This is a genomic window from Hydrococcus rivularis NIES-593 (assembly GCF_001904635.1).
GTDB lineage: Bacteria > Cyanobacteriota > Cyanobacteriia > Cyanobacteriales > Microcystaceae > Hydrococcus > Hydrococcus rivularis.
Genome location: NZ_MRCB01000011.1, coordinates 106,543 through 124,291, shown reverse-complemented (window position 1 = coordinate 124,291; position 17,749 = coordinate 106,543). Strand labels below are relative to the sequence as shown.

Here is a 17,749-nt window from a genome sequence, read left to right as displayed (position 1 = left end):
TCAGACACAAGCTTGCGCATATCTGTTGCCTAGTTCGCTATTCAAGGCTGAGGATTTAATCTGCAAGTAACTCTTCGCATCTGCATGTTCCTCGGCGAGGGGTTTTGAGTAAGCCAGCAGAATCTCTGCCAGGCGCTGACTGTTATGCCGCAAGATAGTTTTGCCTTTGACCAAATTGCCGCTAATGACCTTTTTAGCGACCAGTTTTTGACAGGCTTCGAGATCTGGCTCGACGGGAAACTTATATTCTTTTGCATAGAGGCGACTCAGCCTCTCATCGATCGCTTCTACATTCACCACGGCGTAATCGATGCGAGTTCCGTCGCAGTAATATTCCTCTATTTTTTTAATAAAATCAGAGGCTTTATAGCCATTGGTTTCAGATGGGTCTGTCACCAGATTGACGACATAGGTTTTCGGCGCGGTCGTTTGCCTTAAGGCTTCCGGGAGTCCTTCTACCAAAAAATTGGGCAGAATGCTGGTAAACAAGCTGCCCGGTCCGATAATAACGTGGTCTGCTTCTAGAATCGCCTGCACGACTGGTTTATAAACTTGAGCGCGGCGGGAAAGATAGATATATTCGATCGCTAGCTCGAAGTTGGAACGCAGGTCGATTAAAGATTCGCCGATCAAATCGCTGCCGTCGTTTAATTTGGCAATCAGATTCACGTCATTGAGCGTCACTGGCAAAACGCGACCCTGGATCTTTAATAATTGAGAAATGGCTTCGATCCCAAAGGAAGCGCCGCCCTCCCAGTCATAGGCAGAGGCAAGGATCAAGTTTCCTAAACTGTGTCCCTTGAGTCCTTCCCCTTTGTGAAAGCGGTAATTGAGCAAATCGCGCCATTTTTGACTGTACTCGTCATCGGGCAACAACTCGGAGATACATTTGAGAACGTCGCCAGGAGGTAGAATTCCGTGTTCGTCTCGCAGCCGACCGCTACTGCCGCCACTGTCCATCATCGAGACGACGGCAGTAACATCGGCGACTTTTTTCAACTCGCTCAGTACGGTACTTACGCCAGAACCCCCGCCGATTATGACAATTTTGGGCTTGATATTCTCACTCATGAAAGGATCGATAAAGTTAGTCGGATGGGTTTGGCGAGGCTTTGGCATCATTGCGCCAAAGGTAAAGATTGGGGTAGTCGTCCCAGGCAATACTGACGATTTCTGGATTTCCATCTCGGTTGAGATCGGCAACTCTGGCTCCTAGATGGCTTTCTTTGCCAACAGAAACCACGTGTCTAATCCAAGCAGAACCCTTATCGACGTTTTTCCAAATCGCGACGATTTTTGTGCCTCGGTGTTCGCCAGTAATGATGTCTGCGGCTCCATCTTTATCCATATCGGCAACGTCCATAGCATTGGTGGTATACTGAGTTGCTACTAGATGGCGCGACCAATTGGGATTTGTGGGATTATCGGGTTGCTCGAACCAATAAACATGAGCGTTGGGTTCTTTGCCCTCATTTTCCTCGCTGACGACGATATCCAAGCGCCCGTCCCCATTGATATCTGCTATGGCAAAGCGGTCGGGCCAGTGCTCGACAGTGCCGATCTTATGTTTGAGCCAATTTCCTCGACCGTTGCCTGGGTTTTCCCACCAGGCAATTTTGTCCCCTCCAGTATACATATCCCCAGCAGCGATGTCGATATCGCGATCGCCATCTATATCCCCAACGCCGATCCCTTCTTCGCTAGCTTCGTTCGTAATTAAGGTGCGAGGCCAGTTTCCCGCGCTGGGATTGTTGGGGATTTGAAAGTAGTAAATTTCACCTTTTTCCTCTCCGCCCGCTAGAAGGATTTCCGGTTTGCCCCCGGCGACGATCTGGGCGAGTTGATAGCCCTGTCCGTTTCCGTGAGCGGTTTTCGGGATCGTGCCGATTTTAGTCGCTTGCCAAGAACTGCCCTGAGTATCTTTCGCTTCTAACCAATAAACGTCTGGAAGGGCTTCTCCAATGACATCGGCTTTGTCGTCGCCATCTACGTCTACAACCAGCATGGCATCGACGTTGATGGGAAAATCGACGCGAGACCAATCCCCCGTCATATCTGTGCCCGGATTGCGGTAAAAATAGCGTCCCGATACGATATCCCCGTAGCCATCGCCCGTCATATCTCCCATGGCTAAACCGAAGTATTTGATGGCGCTATCTCGAATCAGATTGAGCGCGCCGAAATATTTTCCTTGACTGTAGACCCCTCTGCGATCGTCTACCTGAATCTCGGTCCATCGACCGAGACTTACCCCCTTACTGGCTTTGGCGGCGTTATTCTCCCACATCTCTACCACTTTTGGACCCGTATAGTTCTTGCCGACGATATCTAAGTCGCCATCGGCACTAATATCGCCAATGCGAGCATTGTGAGTCCCCCCAGTGCCGAGAGTGAGGCGGTTCCAGCCTTGAGCATTACCAGCATTCAAATAAACCCTAATCCGACCGCCACCAGTATTCATTTCGCCTACGAAAACATCGGGGTCGCCGTCTTTATCGAAATCGCCGACTTCTAGGCTGTGAGCGCCCTTGAGAACTTCAGGCTCGATCGCGCGTTCTTTCCAGGTAGGGTTTTCAAACCAGGAAACTCTGCCGTCTCCCTCGGCATGGCTGAGTACGATATCTTTTTTCCCATCGCCGTTCATGTCGGCGATGATATCCCGCGTTTCTTGTCCCCAAGAAGCAATATTTAAAGGATGCTTCTTGAATTCGATCGCTTTCCCGTCTTCATTTTCGTACCAGTTAACACTGCCTGCAATATCTAAGTCGCCATCTCCATCGATATCTCCGAGATCCAATCCCTCTCCAGGCGGCGTATCGACCTCGTGACGAGTCCAGGGTTGTCGCGGATCGGCAGGTGCTTCAAACCAAGTTAGCTGTCTGGGTTCGTCTTTTCTGAACATGGCAACATCTGGATGTCCGTCGCCGTTAAGATCTCCAACGGCTAGGTCGTGGGAGAATTGCGAACCGATTTCGTGGCGAACCCAACCGGATTTTTCAAAGGGATTGCCCGTATTTTCCCACCATTCGATTGCGTCGCGGGAGATGGAACTGATGACCACATCTCCGTCTCCATCTCTATCTAGATCGGCAATGTCTCCGTCGGTAGTAAAGTCACCATCGCCGATGGGATAACGAGTCCAGGATGGATAATGATACCATAGCGCCCCAATCGATTTTTCAGACCCCACCATAACATCGGGTTTGCGATCCCCGTCAATATCTCCAATGGCTAGTATATCTAGGCAGCAATCGGAACCCGAAGGGGGAGAGGGGTCGATGACTTTGTGACCGAATTTATCGGACGCGATCGCTTTGCCGTCAACCAGATGGCTAGCAGGATCGCTGGGATGGCGAAATTGAATGACTGCTATCGCTGCTAGAATTACGATTCCTATGAAAATAGCGGTTCGTTTCCATTTCATGGCTTTAGCTCGTCCATTTTGCCATAGAGTTTATGAGCGCTACCTGAATTGATTCCTCTTCAAGGAGCGAGCGAAGGTTATCGAGAGACGGATTCTGTTCGCGCTGGGGTTGCGATCGCGTGTCCGACGTACCATCCTAGGTTGGAATAAGCTTCTTCTAGATGGGCGATCGTGTATCCGCGCGATCGCACAAAAGTTTCAATTTCTTGACTTTTGCGCATAAAAGCTTCTCGATCGCTATCATCTACCTCATAAATAAGGATAGGTTTAAATTCTTCAAGAGTTCGGAACGTGCCGCGAAGAACGTCGAGTTCTGCTCCCTCAACATCAATTTTTATCACTGAGGGAGGAGTTATTGTTTTTTGTGTCACTAGGTCATCAATAGAAACCAACTCAACAGTAGTCGAACCTTTCAGATCGGGGGGCATACCTACTGTTGATAAAGTATGACCTCCGGGGTGTTCGGCTAGCAGCAGTTTGCCTTTGCCTGTCGAGTCAGAAACCGCTTTCTCCAAGATAATGACATTAGAGAAGTTATTGAGTATGACATTGTGTCGGATAACATCGGCGTTCTCTGGAACGGGTTCGAAGGCGTAAACTCGTCCAGACGAACCAACTAGCTTAGCGGCAAGAACGGTAAAAAAGCCTACATTGGCTCCAATATCATAGAAAGTGTCCCCTGGCTTGAGGTGGCTTGCCAGCACTTGCTGCATGGGCAGTTCATAAATACCGAGGGCACTATCTGGATTAGCCTCAGCCGCATTGAACTTTAGTCCTTTCCCTACGCCATTACCGAGAGTTACGTCCCGATTCCTCAAGCCTAAGCGAGCAATGCGACGAATATTCGGGCTTGACTCTAATTGACATAGCCATTCGATCCAACTTAGTGGCAGAAGTCTTAAAAGATAGCCTAGGAGTCGCTTGAGCAAAGAGCGAGAGTCGTTCAATCTCATTGTTCTAGACCTTGGCGATAAAGTTATCAAATAGGCTGCCCGTATCATTTCCCCATTCCCAGTTGGCAACAATGCCAACGCGGTTAATAGCGAGCCGTGGGGTATCGGGATAAACATCTGTCAGGGCACGATATAGGACTGGCTCGCCGTTGACAAAAGCCATGTAATGCATTCCGTCAAAGACGACGCGCAGAGTATAGGGCACGCCCCAATAAATGCGACTGCCAACATTTGTCCAAACCGCGTCATATAATTCCTCGAAACCATCGAGATAAAAGAAAGACGAAACGGATGCACCTCCGTAAAAATCATCCAGCCAGTTGTTAACGATGATGTAGTTGTTAGCGTCCTGCCAGAAGATCAACCCAGCACGACTTTTGTGCCCCTGACCTCGGTCGGTGCCTGGGGGAGTAATGTCTACTTGCAAATCGGCTAGGTTAGGGTTATCCCAGGCGATAGTATAAGCCGTTCGTCCTGGATTGGGACTTTGCGCGTTTGCTTGGACTTTGGCTGTGCCACTTCCACTGAGCGCGATCGCGCCCCGACCAATTTCCTTGTGCCAGACTTTGTTTCCAATGCTGGTCGTTTTTCGCTCCAAGTTCCTAGCTGCACCGTCAAAATCATCGCTGACAACCACCTGAGTCCCTTGTGCTATCCAAGGAGAGCCAAGATCGAGACCTCTGGGAATCAAAAGGCTGCGCGGGTGAGCTTCAAAGTGGCGAATGTAGAGACTTTCGTTTGCCTCGACCGTACTAAGACCAACTCCCGTGGCTTCTTGCAAGCGCGTATCGGCGAACCAGGTGTTAAATACCTGCTTGCCATTTAAGTACAAACCAAATGTCTCGCCGTCGTCCAATATCTGTACCGAGTTGGTGGTGTTAGGCGCTAGATACCATTCATCGCTAACTGCTACCACATTTGAGATGCCATTTTCCTGAATCTGAAGCTGACACCGATTGCCTGAGATGAGAAAACTCCAGAAGTTGTTTTTGTCTCGAACGCGCCACAGAAAACCGCACGTAGTTACAATCGCTGGCGTTTCGATAATCGCGTGGATCAGCCCGGAAGGAGCGCTGGGTTTAAGGACAGCTAGGCTATCCGTTTGCAAGGATCTGACGCCGTTGGCAGTTAATCCGTAACTGCCTCGATACACGCTCCAAGCACCGCCCACTTCTGCTGGCGATCCTGCCAATAATCCTTCGCCAATCAGGTCATCGGCTACATGAGCGGTGCCATACCAACTAGCCAGTTCTGGAACTAGCTCTACATGGGCGCTATAAACCCGCGTATCGACCCGGAAACCTGCCTGTCCTAAAACGCTCTGATAGAGGGCAGCATAGACGGTGGCATCGTCGTTGAACGGATCGATCGCCAGGGGACGCATATTGGGATAGGCGGCCAGACCATGGGCATTGGGGACAGAGGCGGCGTAATAGGCTGCGCCCTTCTCGCGCAGAATAATGATGTAATATACTGGGAGGTTTTGTAATCCCTTAAAGGTCGAGAGCAGCTCGTTACCAACGCGAATCCATAGCTCTCCATTTTCCGGTCCCGTTGCATGAACGATCGCTCCATTTCCCTGTACTAGGGGATTAGAGGGAACTTCATCGGGAAACCAACCTACTGCCAGGTTTTCATCTATACGAGGTGTTTTAACTCTTTTATGGTTGCGAATCCACCACAGGAAAACCCGTAGGGTTTGCTGCTTGTGTTTGCAGCCAAGCCAACGCAGGAGTCGCAACGCTGGGTTCTCAGTCTCGCTGCCACGAATCCAGCGCCAAAACCGCGTTATTAGACGCTGTCCGATATTTTCAGATTCGGAAGTATTGTGCCCGTTAAGGAGAAAGACTGAGAAAGCTAATCCATTGACGCGGGCATAGGGACCGTAAGCAATGCCTTGTCTTCCCCAGCCAGGTTTTATCAGGGTTTGAAATCGCAACGCACCGTTGTCGATCGCGATCTGCTTTTCTACGTCTGCGCCCCTGCGGATAGTGCCGCCAGGGCTGCTAGTACCAATCACTTTTCCAGCAGGCAGATTATCCGAATACGAGTCGGTTAGGCGATCGCTATAGGCGACCGTCACTTGCGATCGCTTTCGTCCGTGCAATTTCATCAACGCTATTCCTTGCTAAAAAAACTAAAAAAGCTCTACCGTTCCGGCAAATTATATTTATAAAACAACTCAAAGTTCTGGAAAAAACATTCTACAAACTCCCCATTTGACACGTCGTTAAGTGTAAGCCAACTGGGATCGCTCAGGAGTCGCGTCATTTGAGATTTATGCTGGCTGAGGGCAAGTCGTTTGAGTTCCAAAACCTCACCGATGTAGACGGCACATCTGAAATCTTTGAGAATCTGCAATCCGAAGCCAGACAGTAGACTTTTCTTTAAAAGAGACAATTTTTCTCGTCTGCTCCCCCCTAACCCTATCCAGGGCCAATGATGCCAAAACCAGATGGGATACTCATAAACTGTTGCCTTTATCCCGCTTTGTTTGAGGGCGGATAAAACAACTCGATTGGTAACCCAGTGATCGGAGGGCGATTCTTTGTAGTAAGGAATAAAAACCGCTTGAGGTTGATGGGAGAGAAGAATGGTTTTGACTTTCTCAATGGCGGCATCCCGATGTTTTTCTAGCCGTCCGTCTTTGAAGGCGAGAAAGAGCGTATCGCTAGCCTCTAGCCCAAGGAGACGAGCCGCCGCGATCGCTTCTCGCTCTCTGATAGACTTTAGCTCGTTTTCGGAAATGAGATGGGCATGAGAGCTGCTGCCATCGGTCATAAAAACGAGTTTGACATCGGCTCCCGCCTTTTTCTTACGGATAATCGTTCCGCCACAGCCCAAGGTTTCGTCATCTTGGTGGGGGGAAAAAACCATCGCCGATTGCCCCAGATCGTCTTCGCCACTTTCGTTAAGGGTGGAGTTGAGGAGGAACCGATAAAACTGACGCACCGGACTCGTCAGAGATAACTTGCTCATTCGCCTCACCGATTTTCTTGTATTGGCACAGTAAATTTTCAACCACTCTCTCCCAGTCAAAAAGCTCCAGAACGCGCTGACGACCTGCCTTGCCCATCCTTTCTCTAAGCGTTTCGTCTGCCAGGAGTCGCGCGATCGCTTCGGCTAGCGCCCGATGGTCTGCCGACTCAAACAGGAAACCCGTCTTGCCATCTTCGACCACATCTACCATCCCACCGACTCGCGCCCCGATAACGGGGATCTTCATTGCCATTGCCTCAGCCAAAGTCATGCCAAAGGCTTCGCTTAGCGATGGGTTAATTAGGACATCCGCATTTCGGTAGTACTCGACTAATTGAGAATGGGGAACTGCACCCACAAACGAGATTTTATTAGCAATCTCCGGCGAAATTCTCTCTTTTAACTGGGAGAAATAATTGCCCCGATAAAAAGTTGCCAATTCGAGAACTTTAGGATCGTCGCTTATTCCCACAATAAAGTTAAAGGGAACCCCTTCTTCTGGTCCGACGATTTTTAGTTCTGTATTGGGATAGTGGCGAACGACCTCTCGAAAGGCATCTATCAAGACGTGCAAGCCTTTTTCTGGAGAAATTCTGCCAACAAACAGGAGTTGATTGGCGCGATCGCGATCGGTTTGATGACTGTGTGTCTCGTTAATAAAGGCATTGACATCGATGCCGTTAAAAACGGTATGGCAGCGATGGGCAAATTGAGGGAACTTTTGTCGAACTTTGTTAGTAATATATTCGCTGCAACCAACAATGAGATCGACGTGGCGCAACCGTTTCTCGACAAGCGCTGCATCGAGTTGCGTCAGCCACTCACAATGCATGTGCAAGGCGATTTTGATTTTGGGATTAATCGCTCGAATGAGGGGAACGAACTGAGAAAAATTATGAAGGTGAACGATATCATATTTCTGCTTTCTCAGTTCGATCGCTATTTGCAGCGTATAGCCTGGGTAATGAAAATCCGAGGTGCCGGGAGCGCTTTTGAGACCGAAAAGTCGCGGAAATTTAGACAGTAGCTTCAGCAGGAATTTGTCAAAAATGAGGGGGATGTATCGATAAGTTACCCCTTCATGGGGTTTTTCTTGCTTGCGAAATTTACCCCTGGCATAGACGGTTACCTCGCAAGAACGAGCCAAACGACGTGCGGTTTGGTAAATGATGATGGGAATAGAACCTGCTTGAACCGGAGGTTCGACCGTCCCCCAAGGTTGATTGACAAAGGCTACTTTCATGAATTCTCAGCTCTCGGATTGGCTAAAGGCTACAGTTTCGCTATCTCGGCTTTTCGACTAGACAATTGTAGGTTCTGGAATCGGAATAATAAACTTTCCACCTTTTTGTCGATAAGCTTCTTGCTGTTGCATAATCTCTTCGGCGAAATTCCAAGCCAAGATTAAAACATAGTCTGGCATATCCTCTAGAAGCTTCGAGGGCGGGAAAATGGGTAGGTGATTGATGCCCATGTAGCGTCCTTGTTTGAACTTATTCAAATCCACCACGTAATCGACCAGGGTTTTATTGATGCCGACGTAACTTAGCAGAGTTGTGGCTTTAGCGGCGGCACCGTAGGCAGCAATTTTTTTGCCTTGTTTTTTGAGATCCCAAAGAATATCTAGCAGGGAATACTTGACGCTCATTACGCGATCGCCAAACTCTCGATAATAATCGATGCGATCGACTCCCAATTCTGCTTCTTTTTTCAATAATGCCTTCACTGACTCCTTTACGGCTTCGCGAGGCTCGACAAATAGGCGCAAAGAACCGCCGTGGATGGAGGTGCGCTGGATATCGTTGAGATAGAGCGAATGTCTTCTAAAGAGTTTGTCCAGAGCAGTTACGGAAAAATAGCAAAGGTGCTGGTGATAAATCGTGTCAAATTCGCAGTGGTCAACCAGATCGACGACGTAGGGAGCCTCAATTACTGCCACGCCCGTTTTTTTCAAGAGCATGCCGATGCCAGCTACAAACCCATTGAGATCTGGCACGTGAGCCAAGACATTGTTAGCAAGAAAAACATCTGCTTGCTTGCCTTCCGCTAAAAGTTGTTTGGCTAGCTCCTGAGTAAAAAAGGTACACAGGGTGGGAATACCATCCTTTTGCGCGGCTTCTGCCGGACCGGAGGCTGGATCGATTCCCAACACGGGAATCCCTCGCTCGAAGAAGTTCTTGAGCATGTAGCCATCATTGCTAGCCGCTTCGACGACGAGGCTGTTGCTATTAAGTTGTCTCGATTCGATGATGGCTTTGGCACTGTCTCCAAAGTGTTTGAGCAGGGATGGAGACACGGAAGAAAAATAGGGATAGTCTCGGCAGAAGAGAATTTCGGGCGGAACGATTTCTGTAATCTGAACGAGTCCGCAGTCGGGACAAAAAGCCAGATCGAGAGGAGCGGTATATTCTGGTTTGTCGAGTTGGTCTTTAGTCAGGAGTCCGTCGGCTAGTGGCGTATAACCAAAGGAGATAATCAAATCTAAATCGGAATTTCCGCAAGAGCGGCAAGTTAGCTTTGGGTCTTGCATAATTTACTATTCCTATAATTTCTTCGTTTGTGGCGAAAGGCGAAATATAAAGTGAAATTAATCGAGTCGAGCTAGACGAGCAGTCCTGAAATTGCCTCGCTGCAAGCGACGGGTAACATTCCTGCTAGATCCAAAATTTGGGGAATCAAATCTTCTCGTTTGACTGCCATCAGGTGTACTCCCTGGCAGAGTTGCTTGGCTAGCCGCACCTGTTCGGCTGCGATTTGAACGCCTTCTTGCAGGGGATCGGGGGCATCTGCCAGTCGTTTGATGATGTCTTGCGGGATTTCGACCCCAGGCACGTAGCGATTGATAAATTCAGCAGTTTTAGCCGATTTGAGCAAAAAAATTCCAGCTAGTATGGGTTTGTCCGCTCCAGCCGCGATTTGGTGCATAAATTTATCCAACCGCTTATTGAGTTATCAAATGTCGAGGCTTGCTCGTTATAATCCAATCCGAACATCTTTAGTATGTCGGGGCAGGTTTCAAAACCCACTCCGACCATCATTGTTGCGGACGTTCGACCGGATTTAATATTAAACTCCGACTATCACTTCTGATAAAGGAGTAGCAAAAGCATCTTGCAAAAGCGCCGCTTTGTCGGTGCGTTCCCAAGGCAAATCGAGATCCGTGCGCCCGAAATGTCCGTAAGCTGCTACATCTTGATAAAAACGACCGCCTCGCTCGGCTGGGAGGCGACGCAGGTTAAAATCCTGAATGATACCAGCCGGACGCAATTCAAAATACTCTCTGATAAAGGCTAGCAGTTTTTCCTCGTCCACTTTACCCGTGCCAAAGGTTTCTACCATAATACTCACGGGTCGAGCGACTCCGATCGCGTAGCTTGCCTGTACCTCGCACTTATCTGCCAGCCCTGCTGCCACGATATTCTTAGCCACATAGCGACAGGCATAGGCAGCCGAACGGTCTACCTTGGTCGGATCTTTACCCGAAAAAGCGCCGCCGCCGTGACGGGAGTAACCGCCATAGGTATCGACAATAATTTTGCGTCCAGTCAGTCCGGCATCTCCTTGGGGACCGCCAATGACGAATTTTCCGGTAGGGTTGACCAGGAAACGAGTTTCTTGAGTAGGTTTAACTTCAATATCAGCAAAGACGGGTTTGACGACGGCATCCCAGAGATCGCTTTTAATTTTTGCCTGGACGGTTGCGTTGTCGGCAATCTCGCCAATGGTCTCGGCGTGCTGGGTAGAAATTAAAATCGTATCGATTCCGATAGGTTGCCCATCTTCATAAATAACGGAAACCTGGGTTTTTCCGTCGGGACGCAGGTAGGGCAAATCTCCCGTTTTGCGAACGGCTGCCAAGCGGCGCGAGATGCGATGCGCCAAGCTGATGGGCATGGGCATCAGTTCGGGCGTTTCTCGGCAGGCATAACCGAACACGATCCCCTGATCGCCAGCGCCGATGCGATCCAATTCGTCATCGCTGAGTTCTTCGCGTTGTTCTTGAGCCACCATCACTCCTTGGGCGATATCGGGCGACTGTTCGTCTAAAGCGACCAAAACCGAACAGCTATTGGCAGCAAATCCGTTTTCGGCATTGGTGTAACCGATTTCGGCAATTTTTCGCCGCGCTAAATCTGCATAGTTAATTTGGGCTTTAGTGGTAATTTCTCCCGTAATCAGGACTAAACCCGTATTGACGACAACTTCTGCGGCAACGCGACTGCGATCGTCGCTTGCCAGTAAAGCATCTAGAATCGTATCGGAGATCTGGTCGCAGATTTTATCGGGATGCCCCTCAGTAACGGATTCGGAAGTAAATAAATAACGACGAGACAATTTCAATTTAATTCAATCCTCTCTTAATAACAGTACAGATAGAGAATTTGACATTCTGGATAGACGGTTGGGTGGCGATCGCTTTTTGCCGCCGCCTCCGCGCAGCATTAGGGTTAGGGATTTATATTTATGCCCGATTAGTTGCTAGCGCTTCAGTTTTCCAGCGCAGATTTTCATCGAGCAATCCATTACTGAGTAACTGTTGGATGTGAGCGATGCGTTGGTATCTCGGCCCTTCAAATTCTTCGAGGGTTAACCCAACTTTTTGGTAAGCCGCGTAGAGTTCTGCCGCTCCCTTGCGAGCATTCCATTGGGGTTGGAAGTCTGGCAAGGTGCAGGTAATTTTGCTACAGTCAACCCGGTAGCAGCGCTTATCCGGCCCGCCATCTTTGGCATACTCGATCTGGCAGTCAGGAACTGTCTCGCGAACGATCTCGGCGATATCTCGAATGCGATAATTGTCTTCGTTGCGCCCGACGTTGAAAGCTTGATTGTGTACTAACTCGAGAGGGGCTTCAACAGAAGCAATGAAAGCGCGAGAGATATCTTCAATGTGGACGATTGGTCGCCAGGGGGTACCGTCGCTTTTGATATAAATCCGACCCGTGGTAAACGCCCAAGCAACTAGGTTGTTGAGAACGAGGTCGAACCGTAGACGGGGCGAGACTCCATAGGCGGTCGCATTGCGCAGATAGGTGGGACTGAAATTGTCGTCTGCTAGTTGCGCGACATCCTGCTCTACCCGAACTTTGGAAATTCCATAGGGCGTGACGGGATTGAAAGGGGAGTCTTCGGTCAGCCAATCTTCTCCACCCGCCCCATAATTGCTACAAGAAGAGGAGAAGATGAAGCGCTCGACACCGACTTGTTTGGCTAATTTCGCCAGACGAACCGAGGCGAGATGGTTGATCTCGTAGGTTAGATCGGGATTGAGGTTGCCCAGCGGGTCGTTAGAGAGTCCGGCTAGGTGAAGCACGGCATCGAATCCTTCTAAATCCGAGGCTTCCACGTCGCGGATATCTTTTTTAATTTCTGGGATTTCTGGCAGTCCTTCTCCGAAGGTGCTGCGTTCGTATAGATCGCTATCTAGCCCGACGACTTCATGCCCTCTGGCTAGTAGCATTGGCACTGTTACCGTGCCGATGTATCCCTTGTGACCAGTTAGTAGTATTCTCATTTGATTCCTCCCAAGTTTTCCAAGGTGCTTTACCGCTTGCCCATAGGTTTTCTAACAAACGCTTGTCGCGCAACGTATCCATACATTGCCAGAATGAGTCATGCTTGTAAGCCATTAGCTGACCGTCTTTGGCTAATCTTTCCAGTGGCTCTTTTTCCCACTGAGTATCGTCGCCATCGATATAGTCGAACACTTCGGGTTCGAGGACGAAAAACGCACCGTTGATCCAGCCTTCTTTAGTTTGAGGCTTTTCGGAGAACTCTGCGATGCGATCGCCATCTAGTTCTAAGTGACCAAAACGTGCTGGCGGACGAACGGCAGTGAGGGTAGCTAGTTTGCCGTGAGCGCGATGAAAAGCTAATAGATCGTGTAAATTGATGTCGGAAACGCCGTCTCCCCAAGTCAGCATGAAGGTTTCATTGCCTATGTGGGGAGCGAGGCGTTTGATGCGACCGCCTGTATTGGTGTGCAGTCCGGTATCGACTAATTCGACCGTCCAATCGAGTTGGTAGCCGCCATGATGCTTGACCTGGCCGTTTCGCATTTCTACGGTGAGGTGGTTGCTGTTGAGGGAGCAATAGTCTACCATGTACTTTTTGATAACCGCTCCCTTATAACCGAGGGCGATCGTAAAATTTTTAAAGCCATAGTGGGAATAGTGCATCATAATATGCCAGAGAATTGGCTGTCCGCCAATCTCCACCATCGGTTTCGGTTTATTCTCGGTTTCTTCGGCGATCCGAGTGCCCAGACCGCCAGCCAGAATTGCTACTTTCATAACCTCTCCTTTTTTGACTATTTCAATTGCTTACATGCAGGCTTTCAAGTTGCCAAGAATAGCGATCGTCAACCTTGTCAGTCATTAACCATAAGCCTTTTCTCCGCCAGTATTGCTCTACTAAAACTTGTGAAAGCTCATCGGCACAGAGAAGTTTTTGCTGGAGTAAAATCTCTCCTAATTTTTTAGAAGTGAAAGTAGATTTTTGCCAATTTAGCAATTTGTTTAATTTGGCTTGAGAAATCACCTGACGCTGAACTAAAAGTTCGCCCAACTTAATTTTTTGATTTCTCAGATGATATTCAAGTTCGGCTTGAGTAATATACCCTCGTTCCACTAAAAGTTCGCCGATCTTTTTCTCCGAACGACCGAGCTGTTCTTCTAACACTGCTGACAGAGCGGTTTCAGAAATTAAGTTTTGCCTTACTAAAATTTCGCCAATTTTAGAAGATTCTAAATTGACGATTGGCAATTCCTGTGCGGAATCAATAACATTCGCAGATTTAGAAGGAGAAAAGCAATTTTTAATTGGGTTGCTTGCAGGCAGACGCTTAGGCTGTGCGAGCAGTTGTTGCGAAGCCAACCAAATAAAGGGCGGAATGGTATGACTGTAGCGATACCAGAGTCGATTTGGCTCTTGTATCAATCGATATAACCACTCCAAACCCGTATCTCGCACTAAGCGAGGCGCTCTTTGGTGAATGCCCGCATAGAGTGGAAAAACCGCACCTACTCCAATCATGACTGCCTGGATTTTATCGAGGTGCTGAAGCATCCAATATTCTTGTTTGGGACATCCCAAACAAACTAAGACCAACCCAGCACCGCTAGCGTTGATTTTTTCAATCAGAGCTTGGTCTTCAGTCGGACTCAGAGGTCTAAAGGGCAAGGGTTCCATGCCAGCAATCTTGAGGTTGGGAAATTCTCGTTCTAATTTTTTCCTCATTCGCTCTAGAACCTCTGATTGAGACCCCAAGAAAAACGGACTCACGCCGCTTTGGGAGCTTAACTGACATAAACGAAGAAAAACGTCCATTCCGGCGACGCGGTCTTGGCTGCGCTTTCCCATTTTTCTGAGCATCCACACCAAAGGCATGCCATCGGGAGAAACGAGATCGGCTGCTGCTAATACTGAGGCAAATTCTGGATGCCAGTGAGCTTCCATGAGCATGTGAACGTTGGCTAGACAGACGATCCTACTCTCTCGCGCTCTTGCCCACCTCAGAATTAAAAAAATCTGTTCCTCAAAAGTTAAGGCGGTAATGGGTGCATTAAGCACATATTTTTTCGGAATCAAAGGTTGAGGAATCATTTTTTAAATCCTTAATGCCTCCTGAGCTCTGATTAAATTGCAATTAAAAAAGAACATGAAAAGAACATGAAAGAAGTTCGATTTCCTTTCTTTTTGCCGAATATTTAAGCTGAATAAAATTTAAAGATCGCGAATACAAATTGTTTTAGGGAGTTCGATTCGGCGAGAACGAACTAGGGTCTTGCAGCACCGAAAATTGGAGTTGGCTTTTGCGTTCGTACAAATAGTTCTGAAACTTACTTCGGTTTTCATGCCAGCGCAAACCGATGAAAGCAGCTATGGTAAGCATAAAACCTGGCTCTTCCATTTGTGTAAGAAAAAAACCATAGACGAAGACAGTGAGTAATAAAAACCTGGATAGGTCATCTAGACAAAGCCGTTGCCAAACTATAAATCCAAGATATAGATAAACCCCAAGTCCAACCCAGCCTAAATCTCCCCAAATACCAGCCCAACTAAATAAAGGAACGACCAGAGTTGTTGTCAAAGCAAGCCAATTTCCATTGATAAACTTCCATATTTCGTCATATAGTGGCGGATCTGTCGCTCCTAGACGACTTAATATCGTCCAATACTCGCGAATCGACCATCCTCCCAATCGTCCTAACGTATGACCGGGACCGAGACCAAAAAACCAATTTAAGGGCGAGTGGTAGTGAGAAAGCACCATGCGAATTCCCTCGGACTTGACTCCTAATGCGCTGTTTTGAGGGTCATCGATACCAAACAGATAGCTTCTACCAAACCAATAGCCGTAGACGGAAAAAGCTTCTAGGTTTTGTGCAGCCCAAACAAATGCTGAGACAGCTAGGGCAAAAGCAATTAAATATCCCAAGAGCTTTTTAATATTCTGAACTTTCGTTAAAACTAAGACTACCCAGGCTAGGATCGACGTTAAAAGCACTTGTTTGGTATCGGAGATAAGGATCTGATGGATTGCACCAATTAATCCAAAGATTCTTATCCAGAGAGGAACTGCTTTAACATATAGAAAAAAGTACAGAGCAGCGCTTACACTGACGGCAGCAGATACGTAACCCCCCGCTCCCGTCACAAAAAAGACTCCTTGAACGCCATCCGTCGCGTCCATTGTTCCCCTCATTCCCGCCGCACTAATATTACCGGAAAGCAAAAGAATTCTTTGGAGTTGAGCCAACAATAAATTAATCAGAGCAGAAACTAAGAGCCATAGTCTCATTTGTTTGAGACTTGCTGGCGATAGGGGAATGACGACTATCGCCAGCAGAAACATAAAAGGCTCTCCGAGGAGAAGGAAATTAAAAACTACATTGATGATTCCCGCACCATTGATAAGGGCACTGGCGACCATAGTTCCTAAGAAAACTAAGAGCCACCATAAAAGTGTCCATGAGAGCGCGATTTGCTTGCGATCTCTGGTTCGACTTGTCGCCAGCGCAACTACCAGGGCAAAAGAAACCGATACGAAGTGAAAAAAATTGAGGGCTGAAGGAGCACCAGTTATCGAACAAAAAATCCGAGAATAGAAAGCAGTGGAAAAAGCCAAGAGAATCAGGGTCGAGTTATTAATAGAAAAACTTTTTTTCTTTTTTCTAGTAGCTATTTTCTCATCTTCCTCGTAGGATAAACTCATGTGCTAAGCCTCAGTTTTTTAAAGCTTTAAAGATTTTAATTGAAGTTTTAAGAAAGGATTATTTTAGTGCGGAATATAATGCTAAATATTGCTCTGCTACCTTTGATTTGGAAAAACGACAATCGCCAGAAGTTTTTTTAGAAGGTTGCTCTAAAGATTGAACAATGGCTTGCGAGAGATTATTGAGGGGGTCACCTTCAAGGCTGAAATAAATGCAACTGGAGGAACCAATTTCTCTAAATATGGGAATATCGGAGCAAACCACCTTACAGGAAAAATAAAGTGCTTCTGCTAGCGGCAGACAAAATCCTTCTTGAGACGAAGGAGCAACAAAAATTTCACAATTTTGGTAGAGCCAACATAACTCGCTGTCTTGGATAGAAGAAAGGAGCAAAACTCGATCTTGCAAGGAAAGGGTCTGAATTTGCTCGTGCAGGTTTTCTGTCTCCGGTCCGGGACTGCCAACTATAATTAGTTTGGTTGAAGGCTTGAGGCGATCGCTTTTAATTAGCGTCGAGTATGCCTCGATTAATAAATCGATATTTTTATTTTTACGATGCTGGGCAACCCACAATAAGAAAGGATCGTTTTCGCCAAGCTCTGGGCGAGCGAGTGCTTTAGGAACGAGCTGACTAAAATCTACGTAGTTGTAAGTAACCGCGATCGCTTTGCGTAAATGAAACTTGGGAAAATAGCGGTTAAAACTTTCTAAGGTCGTTTTAGAAACGCAAGTCAGACCGTCGCTATTACTGACGCATTGCTGTAAAAACAAACGGTTGAAGATAACGTTTGGATAGCCAAAAACTTCCGGTTTCTCATAAGGATATAAATCGTGAATGGTAGAAACGACGGAAGCTGAGAAAAGCGGACGGAAGAAGGGAAATGGGAATGACATGTGAATGATGTCGGGGCGAAGGCGGTTGACCAATTTGGGCAATCCAAAGAGAAACCAAAGATTTCTTGCCGACGAGCTATTGCTGATGTCTACATCGAGCAACTCTATCTTTTCGGAAGAAAAGAAGGTTTCAAAGTAATGTTTTTGCCATGCCCCGACAATGAGAGTCACTTTGGTTACTTGGTTGGTTTGGGCGAGAGCGCGAGCGAGATTTGCCGCATGTCGGCAAACACCAGTCGGCTTTGAAGGTCTGTGTAGGGCAGCGATCGCAACGTGCATAGGGG

13 protein-coding genes and 1 pseudogene are annotated in these 17,749 nt (G+C 47.8%); all 14 read right to left on the bottom strand.

Going from position 1 to position 17,749, the window contains the following annotated elements; translation table 11 throughout:
* The gene (locus NIES593_RS11350; RefSeq protein WP_245817432.1) at positions 1–1,122 is read right to left on the bottom strand and encodes a gluconeogenesis factor YvcK family protein; all 1,122 of its coding nucleotides are present in this window, start codon (positions 1,120–1,122) and stop codon (positions 1–3) included.
* A complete protein-coding gene (locus NIES593_RS11345) occupies positions 1,088–3,424 on the bottom strand; it encodes an FG-GAP repeat domain-containing protein (protein ID WP_073599673.1) in 2,337 nt (778 codons plus the stop codon). The genes NIES593_RS11350 and NIES593_RS11345 overlap by 35 nt, the downstream gene beginning before the upstream one ends.
* 77 nt (positions 3,425–3,501) lie before the next feature.
* On the bottom strand, positions 3,502–4,377 hold the full coding sequence (locus NIES593_RS11340) for an FkbM family methyltransferase (protein ID WP_083602424.1): 876 nt from the start codon (positions 4,375–4,377) through the stop codon (positions 3,502–3,504).
* A 4-nt stretch (positions 4,378–4,381) separates the two neighbouring features.
* A complete protein-coding gene (locus NIES593_RS11335) occupies positions 4,382–6,490 on the bottom strand; it encodes a nucleotide-binding protein (protein WP_073599672.1) in 2,109 nt (702 codons plus the stop codon).
* A 35-nt stretch (positions 6,491–6,525) separates the two neighbouring features.
* Positions 6,526–7,356, bottom strand: a complete 831-nt coding sequence (locus NIES593_RS11330) for a PIG-L deacetylase family protein (protein ID WP_073599671.1) — start codon at positions 7,354–7,356, stop codon at positions 6,526–6,528.
* A complete protein-coding gene (locus NIES593_RS11325; protein WP_073599670.1) occupies positions 7,289–8,599 on the bottom strand; it encodes a glycosyltransferase family 4 protein in 1,311 nt (436 codons plus the stop codon). Before NIES593_RS11325 ends, NIES593_RS11330 begins: the two co-directional genes overlap by 68 nt.
* Positions 8,600–8,656: 57 nt before the next feature.
* Positions 8,657–9,886 carry a class I SAM-dependent methyltransferase gene (locus tag NIES593_RS11320; RefSeq protein ID WP_073599669.1) on the bottom strand — a complete coding sequence of 410 codons (1,230 nt, stop codon included), beginning with the start codon at positions 9,884–9,886 and terminating at the stop codon, positions 8,657–8,659.
* 71 nt (positions 9,887–9,957) lie between these two features.
* A pseudogene (locus NIES593_RS11315) lies at positions 9,958–10,296 on the bottom strand (methylenetetrahydrofolate reductase); the annotation flags it as partial.
* 126 nt (positions 10,297–10,422) lie between these two features.
* Positions 10,423–11,691, bottom strand: coding sequence for a methionine adenosyltransferase (metK, locus tag NIES593_RS11310; protein WP_073599702.1), 1,269 nt, complete (start codon positions 11,689–11,691; stop codon positions 10,423–10,425).
* A 127-nt stretch (positions 11,692–11,818) separates the two neighbouring features.
* The gene (locus tag NIES593_RS11305) at positions 11,819–12,814 is read right to left on the bottom strand and encodes an NAD-dependent epimerase/dehydratase family protein (protein WP_342747350.1); all 996 of its coding nucleotides are present in this window, start codon (positions 12,812–12,814) and stop codon (positions 11,819–11,821) included.
* Positions 12,792–13,646, bottom strand: coding sequence for a glucose-1-phosphate cytidylyltransferase (rfbF, locus tag NIES593_RS11300; protein WP_073599667.1), 855 nt, complete (start codon positions 13,644–13,646; stop codon positions 12,792–12,794). Before rfbF ends, NIES593_RS11305 begins: the two co-directional genes overlap by 23 nt.
* Before the next feature lie 22 nt (positions 13,647–13,668).
* Entirely contained in the window at positions 13,669–14,958 is a 1,290-nt protein-coding gene (locus NIES593_RS11295) for a WecB/TagA/CpsF family glycosyltransferase (protein WP_073599666.1), read from the bottom strand.
* A 145-nt stretch (positions 14,959–15,103) separates the two neighbouring features.
* Positions 15,104–16,570 (bottom strand): hypothetical protein, encoded by a 1,467-nt coding sequence (locus NIES593_RS11290; RefSeq protein WP_073599665.1) that lies wholly within the window; start codon positions 16,568–16,570, stop codon positions 15,104–15,106.
* A gap of 58 nt (positions 16,571–16,628) precedes the next feature.
* Positions 16,629–17,744, bottom strand: coding sequence for a glycosyltransferase family 4 protein (locus NIES593_RS11285; protein ID WP_073599664.1), 1,116 nt, complete (start codon positions 17,742–17,744; stop codon positions 16,629–16,631).
* Positions 17,745–17,749 lie beyond the last annotated feature (5 nt).

Excerpts from the sequence above, each read along its gene's own strand:
- NIES593_RS11350 (WP_245817432.1), bottom strand. The coding sequence starts at position 1,122 with ATGATGCCAAAGCCTCGCCAAACCCATCCGACTAACTTTATCGATCCT.
- NIES593_RS11345 (WP_073599673.1), bottom strand. The coding sequence starts at position 3,424 with ATGAAATGGAAACGAACCGCTATTTTCATAGGAATCGTAATTCTAGCA.
- NIES593_RS11340 (WP_083602424.1), bottom strand. The coding sequence starts at position 4,377 with ATGAGATTGAACGACTCTCGCTCTTTGCTCAAGCGACTCCTAGGCTAT.
- NIES593_RS11335 (WP_073599672.1), bottom strand. The coding sequence starts at position 6,490 with ATGAAATTGCACGGACGAAAGCGATCGCAAGTGACGGTCGCCTATAGC.
- NIES593_RS11330 (WP_073599671.1), bottom strand. The coding sequence starts at position 7,356 with ATGAGCAAGTTATCTCTGACGAGTCCGGTGCGTCAGTTTTATCGGTTC.
- NIES593_RS11325 (WP_073599670.1), bottom strand. The coding sequence starts at position 8,599 with ATGAAAGTAGCCTTTGTCAATCAACCTTGGGGGACGGTCGAACCTCCG.
- NIES593_RS11320 (WP_073599669.1), bottom strand. The coding sequence starts at position 9,886 with ATGCAAGACCCAAAGCTAACTTGCCGCTCTTGCGGAAATTCCGATTTA.
- NIES593_RS11305 (WP_342747350.1), bottom strand. The coding sequence starts at position 12,814 with ATGCTACTAGCCAGAGGGCATGAAGTCGTCGGGCTAGATAGCGATCTA.
- rfbF (WP_073599667.1), bottom strand. The coding sequence starts at position 13,646 with ATGAAAGTAGCAATTCTGGCTGGCGGTCTGGGCACTCGGATCGCCGAA.
- NIES593_RS11295 (WP_073599666.1), bottom strand. The coding sequence starts at position 14,958 with ATGATTCCTCAACCTTTGATTCCGAAAAAATATGTGCTTAATGCACCC.
- NIES593_RS11290 (WP_073599665.1), bottom strand. The coding sequence starts at position 16,570 with ATGAGTTTATCCTACGAGGAAGATGAGAAAATAGCTACTAGAAAAAAG.
- NIES593_RS11285 (WP_073599664.1), bottom strand. The coding sequence starts at position 17,744 with ATGCACGTTGCGATCGCTGCCCTACACAGACCTTCAAAGCCGACTGGT.